The following is a 13,919-nucleotide window of genomic DNA, read 5'->3' as shown; positions in this document are numbered from 1 at the left end:
CACTTTGTTAGGACAACTCAACATAATTTGGTCCTCGGGTTGCGGTGGCTTAGTTTTTCGCCATGCGGTTTTGCTGCGCACCGCGGGCCGTCAAGGTTACGCGACGATCAAAGAAGTTCGTTTCATATTCGTTACCATTGGCGACAATTTTCCGCTCACCTCGCCCTTCGGCGAACAGCTGAGTGGCGGCCACGCCTTGCTTTACCAGGTATTGCTGCACCGCATCGGCACGGCGCTGAGACAGGTCTAGATTCGCTTGCTCATCCCCTTGCACATCGGCATAGCCATTAAGGTTAAGGTTTAAGTCCGGCTTGCGCTTAAGGATCTGCGCAAGGTGATCCAGCTGCTCGGCAAAGTGGGGTTCGATGTGCGCCGAGCCGGAGCGAAACTGCACCGTCATGGCTAAAAGGTTGTCGATACGGGCTTGCTCTAAACGATTTTGCTCATCTTCCAGGGCGTTGATTTGCGCAGTCAGCGCGCGGTTTTGCTGCAAAGTACTGTGCAACTGTTGCTCCGTGTCCTGGTATTGGCTCAGCTGCACTTGCTGTGACTTGATGGTGCTGTGCGCCGCTTCCTTTTCGCCGATAATGCCGCCGATAAAGGCTCCGGCAAAGGCACCGATTGGGCCGCCAACAATGGCCCCTACCGTGGCACCGGCGCCCAGACCCCAGGCGGTTTCCGTGGCCAGCTCTTTTTGCTCTTTTGCCATCGCTGGCGCCGCTACCAAAGTTGATACTAATGCAGTTACTAAAATGTGTTTTTTCATCGTCGTCATCCTTCAATTCTTAATGGGTTGGGGCAAGAACAGAAGTGGTTGCTTCCTCGCCTTGCTTGGTAGTTATTAAAACAAGGCACAGTGGCAACAAAGGGGCGCAAAAATGGAAAAACAGAGGGCAATTATGGCAACAAAGTGGCAAGCCTGAGCGCCAACTTAACAGGCTTTAAAACAAGGAGTTAAAGCATAGAAAGAAGTTGTAGGTCGGGCTTTCAGCCCGACAAAAGAGCAACATTGGTTAAATTTGTCGACGCAAAGCATCGACCTACAAGGCTAAAGCCTCGCCCAAAGTACCAAGCGACAAGGTGCAAACACCCGGCCACAGCACTTGCAACTGGGTGCTAAAGCGCTGACTGTCGCCACTGGTGAGCAAACGTACTCGACCCGGCGTTGCGCTGGGCTCCGTTCCTAACTGCGTTCCTAACTGATAGCTTGGCGTTAAACGGCGCTGCAATTGCAAGGCCACCGCCTGCTCGGTGGTGATCAGGCTGACACCTTTGGGCAGGATGCGTCTTAGCAAGGGGGCAATAAAGGCGTAATGAGTGCAGCCCAAGACCAGCACATCCACCCCCTGGCTCAGTAGAGGCTCACAATAACGGCGCAATAGTGCCTCCGTGTGATCACCGTCGAGGTGCAGGGCTTCTATGGTCGCCGCCAATTCGGGACAAGGTTGAAAAACAATGCGCCCCAGGTCTTCGGCCTGTTGCCGGCACAGGCGCTGAAAGCTCTGCGACGCTATGGTACTGGGGGTGGCCAGCACGCCAATAACGCCACTTTTGCTTTGCTGCAATGCGGGTTTCACGCCGGGCTCGACGCCAACTATAGGTAAGGAGTAATGCGCCCGCAGTGAGCCAATGGCCGCCATGGTGGCGGTATTACAGGCCACCACCACCGCCTTGGCGCCCTGGGTCGCCATATAGTCGACTATGGCATGGCAGCGCCCGCGTATTTCGTCCTGCGTTTTACTGCCATAGGGCATAAAGCCAGAGTCGGCGATATAAAGCAGGTCTTCGCTCGGCAGCAATTGATGCACCGCCTGGGCCACGGCAAGGCCGCCGACGCCGGAGTCAAAAATACCTATCGCTTGCTTATTCATGGACGAGTTACGCATTATCTGGAGGGTAAACCTTTGGATGGCAAATTTTAGGGCCTTTGACGGTCAAAGCCAAGTCCAATCACGGCATCACCCTCTTTCCTCTCGCACGCCTTCGGCAGAACCTTCGGTATAACCTTGCCTAAATGCCAATAGCTGCTAAAAATTAATGCTTACTGCGCGTAAATTCAAAGAGTAATACGCATTCCATTTTCATAATCAAACACCGCATCAGGGAGAGTCCCCAATGAGTAAGGATGTATATATCACGGTTCGTATTAATGATAAGTGTCAGCCCATAGACCGCGGCGACACCTATGAAGACCCATTGGATGAGGTATTGCAGCGACTGCAATTGGGGGAAGTCACGGGTGCCGGCACCCAGCTAAATGCAGAAAACCAGATTGAATATTGTGAGCTTGACGTCTTGGTCAGCGGCGATATCGACCAGGCCCAGCGCGCCATTATCGACACTCTGGAGGGGATCGGTTTGCCCAAGGGCTCCAAGCTGTTTATTGACCGCGACGAATTTGCCATCGGCAATCATGAGGTGCTGGCCCTGCATTTCGATAACCTCACCTTGCCCGAGACCATTTACGAGCAACACGATATCAACGATGTGCTCGCCGAGGTTGAAACCCTGCTGGCCCACAGCGGCAAACGCAATTGCCACAGCAGCACCCATCACGAAACCATCGTCTACTATGGCGGCCCCTGCTTTACCACCATGGAGCAGCGCATCCTCGACTATGTGCGCCAACATCCGCTGTGCCAAAACGGCAGGATCACCCAGGCGGCGTAAGTAGCTAGGATTGAATTAAAAAGGGTGACGCTTAGGTCACCCTTTTTATTAATCTTGTCTTTTGTGGGAAAGCCTAACAATACTGCCCGCAGGCGAAGCCGCAGCTCCACGCATATTGAAAGTTGTAGCCGCCGAGCCAGCCGGTGACGTCGGTGACTTCACCGATAAAGTACAGGCCCAGGGCTTTTTTCGCTTCAAAGGTTTTTGAGCTGAGCTCATCGGTATCCACGCCGCCTAATGTCACTTCGGCAGTGCGATAGCCTTCGGTGCCATTGGGTTTGATTTGCCAGTTATGCAGGTAGTCATGCAACGCGGCAATTTGGCCGTGAGTCAGCTGATTGATGTTGGCATCTGGGATGGCTTTGGTATCGTGTAGCATTTCCACAAAGCGTTTAGGTAAAATAGTCGCCAAGGCATTTTTCAATGACTTTTGTGCGCTTTGCTGGCGTTGTTGTTCTAACCATTCGGTGATGTTTAGCGCAGGAAGTAAGTTAATACTCACTGCCTGTCCTGCGCGCCAAAATGAGCTGATTTGCAAAATTGCAGGACCCGATAAGCCGCGGTGAGTAAAGAGAATATTCTCGCGAAATTGGGTGCCACATTCACTTGTCACCAGGCAATCGACGCTGATCCCCGAGAGGCCATCAAAACGGTCTTTATCATGCTGGTGCAGAGTAAATGGCACCAAGGCAGCCATGGTAGGCAACACCTTTAAGCCGAACTGCTCGGCAATTTTATAACCGATTGGCGTGGCGCCGAGTTTTGGCATGGTGAGGCCACCGGATGCCACCACCAGGGATTCACATTCATAGGTGTGCGTGCCTGTGTTGACTATGTAGCCTTGCTCGGTTTTTTCCACACTGATGACTTCGCTGCGCAATTGAACGCTTACGCCCGCCCATTCACATTCGGTCATAAGAATATCGACTATGTCTTGGGCGCTGTTATCACAGAACAATTGGCCGAGGGTTTTGTGGTGGTATTGCAGGCCGTGGCGGTCGACCAGGTCGATAAAGTCGCGCTGGGTGTAACGGCTCAAGCAAGATTTTACGAAGTGCGGGTTGGCACAGAGGTAATTTTCGGGGCTGGCATTTTCGTTGGTAAAGTTACAACGACCACCGCCGCTGATCAGGATCTTACGGCCTGGCTTTTTGCCCATATCGACCACCACTACATCGCGGCCACGGTAACCCGCTTGCGCTGCACACATTAAACCCGCAGCACCGGCACCAATAATCACCACATCTTTTTTAATCACAGCATCACCCCTAGAAAAACCGCCGCTATTCTACCAAGCCAGGGCCGACAAAGATATTTGCTAATTAAAGACTAGCCTGGCTGCGCGATAAAAAAACGCCTAAATGCCTCGGTCTAAATTGCAGCCAAGGCAACAATAGAGCAAGAATCAACCAGCAAAAACCAATACAAAAGAACCAATAAAATCAGAAATAAAGATACTAACAGATTAATTTTAAACGTATATACGGCCAGATATAACAACAAGTACCCTTTTTATATCCAAAAGTTATTGCAAAAATATTAACAAATAATTTACCATCCTCTGCGAAGTGTACCATTTGGGTACAAACTAAAAATAAATGGGGACTCTTATGACAACTAGAAAAACACTCCTCGCGCTAGCAATCCCGATGGCTCTTAGCTCATCGGCCCTCTACGCGAATGACATTCAAGAAGTGACGGCGCCGCAACAGGCAACACTGACACAAACTCAGGCCAAGCTAAAAGGCCAATCGCCATTAACCACGCGCTTTATCATCAAGTACAAAGACAACGCCGAGCTAGGCGCCAGTGCTGCGACCATGCCGGGTAATGGCAAGGCCCGCGCGAAAAAGTTTGTTGATGGCTTTAAAACCAATCGTGGCCAGGCTCGCGCTCAATACGTGCGAGAAATGGCCCTGCAGAACCACCACGTGATCCGTACAGATAAGAAATTATCGGCGCAAGAAGCACAGCAGTTCATGCAAGACATGGTTGCCAGCGGCGAAGTGGAATACATCGAAATCGACCAGATGTTAAAGCCGTTCGCTACACCGAACGACCCGCGCTACGGCGATCAGTGGCACTACTATGAAGCGGCTGCTGGCATTAACGCACCAGCGGCATGGGACTTTGCAACCGGTGCTGGTGTAACCGTGGCCGTGCTTGATACGGGTTACCGCCCACACGCCGACTTAAACGCCAATATCCTCCCTGGTTATGACATGATCTCCGACACCTTCGTTGCCAACGATGGCGGCGGTCGTGATAGCGATGCTAAAGACCCAGGTGATGCGGTAACTGCGAACGAATGTGGTTACAGCCATAATGCCAGCAGCTCTAGCTGGCACGGCACTCACGTAGCGGGTACGGTAGCGGCCGTTGCCAACAACGGCGAAGGGGTAACCGGTGTTGCCTATGACGCCAAAGTTGTGCCGGTTCGTGTACTGGGTAAATGTGGTGGTTTAACATCTGATATCGCCGATGCCATCGTATGGGCCTCAGGTGGTTCGGTATCGGGCGTACCGGCCAACGCTAACCCTGCCGATGTGATCAACATGAGTCTAGGTGGCAGTGGTTCATGTAGCTCTACTACACAAAACGCCATCAACCAGGCACGTGCCAACGGCACCGCGATTGTTATCGCCGCCGGTAACGACAACGACAACTCGGCAAACTACAACCCGGGTAACTGTAGCGGCGTAATCAACGTGGCCTCGGTTGGCCGTAACGGTGGTCGAGCCTACTACTCAAACTATGGTTCAAACATCGATGTGGCGGCACCGGGTGGCGCACAAAGCTTCGCTAACGACCCTGAAGGTATCTTGTCTACCCATAACTCGGGCTCAACCTCACCTTCAAGCGACAGCTACCACTACTCGCAAGGCACCTCTATGGCGGCACCTCACGTAGCGGGTGTGGCTGCACTTATCAAACAAGCCAAACCCACGGCGACACCGGATGAAATCGAAAGCATCCTGAAGTCGACCACCAAGGGCTTTAGCGCAACCTGTACCAGCTGTGGTACCGGTATCGTTGATGCGGCGGCTGCGGTTGCTCAGGCAAGCGGCGGTACAACGCCACCACCAAGCGGTGGTAATGAGCTGACACCAGGCACGGCAGAAACTGGTTTAAGCGGCGCAGCCGGCTCTGAAACAACTTACACCATGACGGTACCTTCGGGCGCCACTAACGTAACCTTCACCACCAGCGGTGGCAGCGGCGACCTAGACATGTATGTTAAGGCGGGCAGCGCTCCAACCACATCAAGCTATGATTGCCGACCTTACCAAAACGGTAACAACGAAACCTGTAGCATCGACAACCCAACGGCGGGCACCTACTACGTGATGCTGCGCGGTTACAGCGCCTACAGCAATGCATCGCTATTGGGTGAGCTAACCACCTCAGGTGGCGGCACGGGCACTGGCGGTGGCGGTACCGTAGCCGATATTTCAGCATCTGCGGGTCAGTGGAAACACTACACATTAGAAGTGCCTGCGGGCATGAGCACCTTGGATGTAAATATCTCCGGTGGTACAGGTGATGCCGACCTATTTGTTCGCTTTGGCGCACAGCCTACGGCAAGCAGCTATGACTGTCGTCCTTATAAAGGAGGCAACAACGAAAGCTGTAGCTTTAGCAACCCACAAGCGGGTACCTGGCATATTAGCCTTAATGCTTACCAGACCTTCTCTGGTGTGACATTAAACGCGCAATATAACCCTTAGGATATTCTCCTACCCAGCAAAAAGGCCGCGTGATGCGGCCTTTTTTATGCAAGCAAAACTAACCCTTATTAAAGGTTCGCCAGTACATGCTCGGCTTTAGATACTTCAAACTGCTTGTCTTCTTCCACAAACAGCTGGGTAACCACGCCATTGTCTACCACCATGGCATAGCGTGTTGAACGCACGCCACCGAAGTCACCGGTGTCTTTATCCAGCCCCAGGGCCTTGGTAAAGCTGGCATCGCCATCGGCCAACATGCGAATACGATCGGCATTCTGGCTCTCGCCCCAGGCCTTCATAACAAAGGCATCGTTCACCGACACACACATGACTTCGTCAACGCCTTTTGCAGTAAACTCTTCGCGCAGCACAACAAAGCCTGGCAAATGCGCCGCCGAGCAGGTCGGTGTAAAAGCGCCGGGTACGGCAAACAGTACCACTTTTTTATTGGCGAACAACTCGTCGGTAGTGAAATGGTTCAGCCCCTGCTCGCCTAGTTGTGTCAGGCTTGCGGCTGGAATTTTTTGACCTTGGGCAATCATAATGACTTCCTTTTTGGTTATAGAATCAGGGTATATCTTGGGCCATTCTTACGCTTTTAAACCCAGACTAAGACGAATTTGCTGCAAGCTTTACCGGGTGGCTGTTGCGTAAATATAGAGACGCGTCTGCTTATCTCTTAGATCAATATTAATGCACGCAGAATATTAAGTCTTTATGGCAAGAGAATGAAAAAACAAAACCCGGATATTCCCGGGTCTGTGAAGTCGTTATTTCATGGCCGCATTCACGTACACATCGAAACGGTTTTTCTTGGTCTTGATCTGAGTGCTGGGGGTGCGTTCGTTTAAAAACGGCGCATAATCCGGGCGTTTAACCACCACCCTTTTGCTCGCCAGTTGCAGCGCCGGCGTCAGCAGATCATCGGCATCGCCGTCATCCCCCACCAGGGATTGGAACACCCGCATTTCCTTTTTGACCAAAGCGGATTTTTCCCGATGCGGGAACATAGGATCAAGATACACCACATCAACTTCCCCCTCGGAAAGGGGTTGCTTCTCTAACAGCACATGGCTGCTGCCATGATGCAGGTGCATGCGCTCCTTCATCCAGGGGCCGATTTCCGCATCCAGGTAGGCGCGTTCCAGGCCATCATACAGCAAGGCCGCAACCACTGGGTGGCGTTCAAAAAGGGTGACCTTGCAGCCGAGCGAAGCCAGTACAAAAGCATCACGGCCAAGTCCGGCGGTGGCGTCGAGCACATGGGGCGTGGCGCCCTTATTCAGGCCGACGGCCTTGGCAATGGCCTGGCCTTTGCCGCCACCAAACTTACGGCGGTGAGCCGCGGCACCTTCGACAAAGTCGACACGAATGGGCGTGAGCTTGGGCTCGTCACGCTTGCATAAGGCCAATCCCAACTCATCGTATTGCAGGTAAAATTGCTCATCGAGTGGACATTCATCCAACTTAAAGCGCTGGCTTAGGGTATCGCAATAGGCTTGCGCGGTATCGATACGGCAATAGATGTGCACGACTTTCTCCGTGGAAATGGCTGTTGTGGGAGTATGATATCAGGATTTTTAGCCGCACCGATCACTTAAATACAGTGAAAAGTGCGGCTAAATATTTGGCTACGCCATTGGCAATGCTTTCGGCATAGCCTTAAGCGGCAATGCCACTATGACGCAGCAGGGCATCCACGCTTGGCGCACGGCCACGGAAACGCTCAAACAACACCGCCGGCTCTTCCGAGCCACCCTGCTCAAGGATATGGGTTAAGAAGGCACGGCCGGTGTCGGCGTTAAAGATCCCTTCTTCCTCAAATTTAGAGAAGGCATCGGCCGAGAGCACTTCCGCCCATTTGTAAGAGTAATAACCGGCGCTGTAGCCACCCGCAAAAATGTGGCTAAAGCTATGCTGGAAACGATTAAAGCTTGGCGCCTTAACGACCGACACCTGCTCACGCACGCGATCGAGAATGGCCTGGATTTCACTGCCCTTGCTGGGGTCGTAATCCGCATGAATATGAAAATCAAACAAGGAGAACTCAAGCTGACGCACCATCTGCATCGCCGACTGGTAGTTCTTCGCCGCCAATAGCTTATCCAACAGCTCCTTCGGCAAAGGCTCATGAGTTTCATAATGGCCCGAGATAAAGGCCAGCGCCTCCTGCTCGTAACACCAGTTTTCTAAAAACTGACTTGGCAGCTCCACCGCATCCCAGGCGACACCGTTAATGCCGGCAACGGCGGCGGCATCTACCTGAGTCAGCATATGGTGCAGACCATGGCCAAACTCATGGAACAGAGTGACCACTTCGTCATGGGTAAACAGCGCCGGCTTATCGCCCACCGGACGGTTAAAATTACACACTAAGTAGGCCACCGGAGTTTGCAATTGTCCGCCTAAACGCACCTTGCGGCCCATGCAGTCGTCCATCCAGGCGCCGCCACGTTTGTGCTCACGGGCATAGAGGTCGAGGTAGAAGCGACCACGCAGGGTATCGCTGCTGTCGTAAATCTCGAAAAAGCGTACGTCTTTATGATAAGTATCAAATTCTTTTTGCTCTTCAACACGAATGGCAAACAGCTTTTCAACGGTTTTAAACAAGCCGCTCAGAACCCTGTCTTCGGGGAAATAAGGACGCAACTGCTCGTCGCTGATGGCATATTTTTCCTGCTTTAGCTTCTCGCTGTAATAGGCATAATCCCAGGCTTCCAGCGCCGTTACACCGTGCGTTTGCTCGGCATAGGTGCGCAGCTCCTCTAAGTCTTGCTGCGCCTGCGGTTTAGACTTGGCGGCCAGGTCATTTAAGAAGCCAAATACCTGCTCCGTTGAGTCAGCCATCTTGGTTGCCAGTGACTTTTGGGCATAATTCTCAAAGCCTAACAACTGCGCCAGTTCATGACGTAGTTTCAGCTCTTCATCCATAATGGCACTGTTGTCATATTCGCCGGCGTTAGGGCCCTGATCCGAGGCGCGGGTAACAAAGACGGTGTAGGCTTCTTCACGTAGTTCGCGGTTATCCGCATAGGTCATGATCGGCAGGTACGAGGGAATATCCAGGGTAAACAACCAGCCTTCTAATTCTTTGCTTTGGGCGGTGTGTGCCGCCAGGTCTTTTGCCGACTCGGGCAAACCGGCCAGCTCACTCTCATCGGTGATATGCTTTTGCCAGGCCAAGGTGGCATCCATTACATTATTGCCAAACTTGGCGCTCAGCTCACTCAGGCGACTGACGATTTCGCCATAGCGCTTTTTATCTTCGTCATTCAAAGCAATGCCCGAGAGTTTAAAGTCGCGCAGGGCGTTATCTATGACCTTCTTTTGCGCCTTGCTTAGGCGAGTGTATTCATCGCTGTTGGCCAGTGCCGTATAGGCATCGAACAGACCCTGATGTTGACCCACAAAGGTGCTGTATTCGCTCAACAGTGGCAATACCGCGTCGTACGCTTCGCGCAGCTCAGGGGTGTTTACCACCGAGTGCATATGGGAGACAGGTGAAAACAATCGGCCCAGTTTGTCATCGGCCTCTTCCAGAGGCATCACCAGGCCTTGCCAGGTAAAATCCTGTGCTTCAAGAACCTGGGCTATGGTGTCTTTACATTCTTTGATGCCATGTTCGACGGCCGGTTGCACATGCTCGGGCTTAATTTTTGAAAACGGCGGCAAGCCTTCGAGGGCGATCAAGGGGTTAGTCATAACTGAGTCTCATAATACGATTAATACCTACATTCTTGGGGCAATACAGCAAAATACAAGTGCAGATCAGCGCCTTCATTTCTGCTATGGTATGGCAAACCAAATATGACAGTAAAAGTTCATAGGAATAAACAACATGTCTCAACACTTTGATTATATTTGCATCGGTGGCGGCAGTGGTGGTATCGCCTCGGCTAACCGTGCCGCCATGCGCGGTGCCAAGGTGGCCCTGATTGAAGCCACTCACCTGGGCGGCACCTGCGTAAACGTAGGTTGCGTACCGAAAAAAGTAATGTGGCACGGCGCCCAAATTGCCGAAGCCATTAAACTCTACGCACCGGATTATGGCTTTGATGTTGAGCTAAAAGACTTTAACTGGCAAAAACTGGTAGAAAGCCGCGAGGCCTATATCGGCCGCATCCACCAGGGCTATAACAAATACCTGGCCAGCAATGGCGTTACCGTGATCAATGGCTTTGCCAAGTTTGTCGATAACAAAACCGTAGAAGTGAACGGCGAGCACTACAGCGCCGACCATATTCTTGTGGCCGTCGGTGGTCGCCCGACCATTCCTAATATCCCCGGCGCCGAGTATGGCATCGACTCTAACGGCTTCTTTGAATTAAACGAGCAGCCAAAACGCGTTGCGGTCGTGGGCGCCGGCTATATCGCCGTAGAAATTGCCGGTGTATTAAGTAGCTTGGGCACAGAGACTCACCTCTTTGTTCGTCGCCATTCGCCGCTGCGCACCTTTGATGGCATGCTGGTTGACACCCTGGTCGAGGTAATGAAAAAAGAAGGCCCGACCCTGCACACCGAGTGCTCACCGAAAGAAGTGGTTAAAGAAGCGGATGGCAGCCTGAGTCTGCACTTCGAAAATGGTCACAGCCAGAATGTCGACCAGGTGATCTGGGCCATTGGCCGCACGCCGACCACGGATGCCATTAATATTGCCGCGGCGGGTGTGGAAGTGACCGAGTCTGGTTATGTGAAAGTCGATGAATATCAAAACACCACGGCCGAAGGCGTGTATGCGGTGGGCGATATTATCGAAGGCGGCATCGAGCTGACGCCGGTGGCGGTTAAGGCCGGCCGTATTCTTTCCGAGCGCCTGTTTAATGACGAGCTGCCGAATGATATGAAGATGGACTATAACCTGGTTCCTACCGTGGTCTTTAGCCACCCGCCCATCGGCACCATAGGTCTTAGCGAAGAGCAAGCCATTGCCGAGCACGGTGAGGAAAATATCAAGGTGTACACCTCAAACTTTGCCGCCATGTATACCGCCGTGACCCAGCACCGTCAGCCCTGTGCCATGAAGTTGGTATGCCTGGGCAAGGAAGAGAAGATAATCGGCCTGCACGGCATCGGCTTTGCCGTGGACGAGATGATCCAGGGCTTTGCCGTGGCGATGAAGATGGGCGCAACCAAGGCCGACTTTGATGCGGTGGTGGCGATACACCCAACAGGCTCTGAAGAATTTGTTACCATGAGATAAGAGTGCGTGAACAATTCACCTAAAAAAAGGGCCACTAGGCCCTTTTTTTATCTTAAGAAATCTTTCCTGCCCCAGCCACCATTCCCCTTAACCTCGTTCCTTTTCCGCCAGATAACTCCCCAGCACTAAACGCAGTTCATTTACCGTTGCCTCGACGCTGCTCGGCTCGAGCAAATATGCTTGCTGCATGGTACCGGCGGTGATGTTCTGGACCATAATCGCCAGAAATTGACTGTCTTGTGGCGATAAATCCGGGTTACGCAAGGCCACTATCTTGGTCATAAAGAGAATAAATTCGGAGTTTTTATGAGGCTGACGCACTTCTTGCACAACCGGTAAATAATCGCCGTGCTGCCACACATAATTGGCAAAGGGCAGCAACAACTTATCAACCAGCTCATAGGGAGACAGGGTTAACCACAGCTGATCATCCACCTCTTCCAGGGTACGCACAATATCGCCGATAGACTCTTCGTGTCGCTCGAACAAGGCCTTGAGTACCGCATCCCGGTCGGAGAAGAAATGATAAAGGGAGCCGATAGAGGTGTGTGCCATTTTCGCCAGGTTTTGCATGGTCAAGTTTGCCAATCCATCCGCTTCAATTATTTTGGCGGCGGCATCTAGTAACATTTGCACACGGCGAAATCCCCTTTCCTGCTGGGGAGTGCGTGGGGCTGTGCTTTTAGCATTCGAATTTGTCATAGACTCTTTTACTGACTTGGGTCCTGCTGGACATTAAAAACATTTGAGCACAACCAGGCGATGAAAAACAAGAAAATTAGATGACACCTTCTAGTTTTAAAACTAGAATACCCCCTCTATTTTATTACTCTAGTTGCGAGCAATGCGTTATGAGTATCTGGTACCTACTTTGCCTGCTGTCGACCTTGGCAGTATTAATCGCCTTCAGTAACCAGTTTCTGGTGAAAACTCAGCCCACCATTGCCATCACGGCAGGCTCCTTGTTGATGTCGATGTTGCTTATTCTTGCCGGTAAGGTCTTTGGCACCGAAGCCACACAGGAACTCTTTAACTTGGTTGCCGAAATAGATTTTAAGCAATTTCTACTGGATGGCGTCCTGGGGGTGTTACTCTTTGCCGGAGCGCTGGAAATTGACCTTAGGGTGATGAAAAAGCAACGCAAAGAAATAGCCGTTCTGGTGCTGTTTTCAACCCTGGTCTCTACCTTTATCGTGGCTTATCTCAGCTATCAGTTACTGGGCTTTATGGGTTGGCCCGTGCCCTTTATCTACTGCTTGCTTTTTGGGGCGCTGATCAGCCCAACCGACCCCATCGCCGTGCTGGCCATCATCAAGCAGATGAAGGCGCCGGAAAATATTTCCATTCAGGTAGAAGGCGAGTCGCTGTTTAATGACGGTGTCGGCCTGGTGCTGTTTACCACCATTTTAGCCGTGGCCTTGTCGGGCACCGCGCCGACCGCAGCCGGGGTTGCCCACCTGTTTTTGGTCGACGCTATTGGCGGCATCGCCTTTGGCCTGGTGCTCGCCTTCGTCTCCCATGTACTGATCATAAAAAGTCGTGAAGCCAATATTCGCCTGCTGCTCACCATCTGTATTCCCACCGCCGGCTTTGCCACCGCAAATCTGCTCGGAATATCCGGGGCCTTAGCCATGGTGGTCAGTGGTATCTTTATTGGTAATGTAACCCGAGGAAAAGCGGCGACCATGTCGCGCTACACCAGCGTTCGCAATGTTCGTAACTTCTGGCATGCCATCGAGGGCGCCCTAAATGCGCTCTTGTTCCTCTTGATTGGCCTGCTGCTGGTCACCCTGCCCTTTACCTGGGAAGAAATAAGCATAGGCTTACTCATGATACCCATTGTCTTGCTGGCGCGTTTTATCAGTGTGTCGCTGCCCTACCTCGCTTTTCGCCGTTTCCGCCAGTACGACGTCAACGCGGTGCGCATTCTCACCTGGGGTGGTTTGCGAGGCGGACTTGCGTTGGCGATGGCGGCCTCCATTCCCGCGGGCCAGGCCATAATTAATGGCACGGATATTAAAACCCTGTTGGTGACCTTAACCTACGTGGTGGTGATCTTCTCCATTATTGTTCAGGCGTCCACCATTCGCCCTCTTATCGAAGGCAGTATCCGCGCCTCGGCAAACAAGGATTCCTGAACCCAGGCACACAGTTCAGGGTTAATCTTGGCTCACCCAGATTAGCCCTGCTCTAGCCCGGCAAACGCCGCCCCAGCAACCATTCGTTTTTTTAGAATGGTAAGCGCTAATTTTACTAATTTTCGTTCTTATAAATTGAGTCTATTATTTCCTTATCGCAACACAGAGACCTAATTAAGGAAA

The 13,919-nt window shown here is 52.1% G+C and carries 11 protein-coding genes; 4 read left to right on the top strand and 7 right to left on the bottom strand.

Annotated features, from left to right (window positions below):
* Nucleotides 1-49: 49 nt before the first annotated feature.
* Both pdsO and murI read right to left on the bottom strand, forming a co-directional pair.
* Nucleotides 50-766, bottom strand: a complete 717-nt coding sequence (pdsO, locus tag C2M17_RS03820; RefSeq protein ID WP_105199537.1) for a sortase-associated OmpA-like protein PdsO — start codon at nt 764-766, stop codon at nt 50-52.
* Nucleotides 767-1,040: 274 nt separating this feature from the next.
* On the bottom strand, nt 1,041-1,871 hold the full coding sequence (murI, locus tag C2M17_RS03815) for a glutamate racemase (RefSeq protein ID WP_199775990.1): 831 nt from the start codon (nt 1,869-1,871) through the stop codon (nt 1,041-1,043).
* A 244-nt stretch (nt 1,872-2,115) separates the two neighbouring features.
* Here murI and C2M17_RS03810 point away from each other — a divergent pair, with 244 nt between their 5' ends.
* On the top strand, nt 2,116-2,670 hold the full coding sequence (locus C2M17_RS03810) for a hypothetical protein (protein ID WP_105199535.1): 555 nt from the start codon (nt 2,116-2,118) through the stop codon (nt 2,668-2,670).
* Between the two features lie 73 nt (nt 2,671-2,743).
* Here C2M17_RS03810 and C2M17_RS03805 read toward each other — a convergent pair whose 3' ends face one another.
* Nucleotides 2,744-3,928 (bottom strand): NAD(P)/FAD-dependent oxidoreductase, encoded by a 1,185-nt coding sequence (locus tag C2M17_RS03805; RefSeq protein ID WP_105199534.1) that lies wholly within the window; start codon nt 3,926-3,928, stop codon nt 2,744-2,746.
* Between the two features lie 352 nt (nt 3,929-4,280).
* Between C2M17_RS03805 and C2M17_RS03800 the strand changes: the two genes are divergently transcribed.
* Nucleotides 4,281-6,398 carry a S8 family peptidase gene (locus C2M17_RS03800; RefSeq protein WP_199775989.1) on the top strand — a complete coding sequence of 706 codons (2,118 nt, stop codon included), beginning with the start codon at nt 4,281-4,283 and terminating at the stop codon, nt 6,396-6,398.
* A 68-nt stretch (nt 6,399-6,466) separates the two neighbouring features.
* Here C2M17_RS03800 and C2M17_RS03795 read toward each other — a convergent pair whose 3' ends face one another.
* The 3 genes from C2M17_RS03795 to prlC form a co-directional block, all read right to left on the bottom strand.
* Entirely contained in the window at nt 6,467-6,940 is a 474-nt protein-coding gene (locus C2M17_RS03795; RefSeq protein ID WP_105188331.1) for a peroxiredoxin, read from the bottom strand.
* Nucleotides 6,941-7,168: 228 nt separating this feature from the next.
* Complete coding sequence (locus tag C2M17_RS03790; RefSeq protein ID WP_105199532.1) at nt 7,169-7,930, bottom strand: class I SAM-dependent methyltransferase; 762 nt, start codon at nt 7,928-7,930, stop codon at nt 7,169-7,171.
* 130 nt (nt 7,931-8,060) lie between these two features.
* Nucleotides 8,061-10,100 carry an oligopeptidase A gene (gene prlC / locus C2M17_RS03785; protein WP_105199531.1) on the bottom strand — a complete coding sequence of 680 codons (2,040 nt, stop codon included), beginning with the start codon at nt 10,098-10,100 and terminating at the stop codon, nt 8,061-8,063.
* Nucleotides 10,101-10,236: 136 nt separating this feature from the next.
* Here prlC and gorA point away from each other — a divergent pair, with 136 nt between their 5' ends.
* Complete coding sequence (gorA, locus tag C2M17_RS03780) at nt 10,237-11,598, top strand: glutathione-disulfide reductase (RefSeq protein WP_105199530.1); 1,362 nt, start codon at nt 10,237-10,239, stop codon at nt 11,596-11,598.
* Nucleotides 11,599-11,685: 87 nt separating this feature from the next.
* Here the strand turns inward: gorA and C2M17_RS03775 are convergent, their stop codons facing one another.
* Nucleotides 11,686-12,228 (bottom strand): TetR/AcrR family transcriptional regulator, encoded by a 543-nt coding sequence (locus tag C2M17_RS03775; RefSeq protein WP_233997917.1) that lies wholly within the window; start codon nt 12,226-12,228, stop codon nt 11,686-11,688.
* 221 nt (nt 12,229-12,449) lie between these two features.
* Between C2M17_RS03775 and C2M17_RS03770 the strand changes: the two genes are divergently transcribed.
* Complete coding sequence (locus C2M17_RS03770) at nt 12,450-13,736, top strand: cation:proton antiporter (RefSeq protein ID WP_105199528.1); 1,287 nt, start codon at nt 12,450-12,452, stop codon at nt 13,734-13,736.
* Nucleotides 13,737-13,919: the final 183 nt, after the last annotated feature.

Origin of the sequence: Pseudoalteromonas sp. T1lg10 (assembly GCF_002964545.1) — a bacterium.
Lineage (GTDB): Bacteria > Pseudomonadota > Gammaproteobacteria > Enterobacterales > Alteromonadaceae > Pseudoalteromonas.
This window is presented reverse-complemented; position numbering and strand designations above follow the sequence as displayed.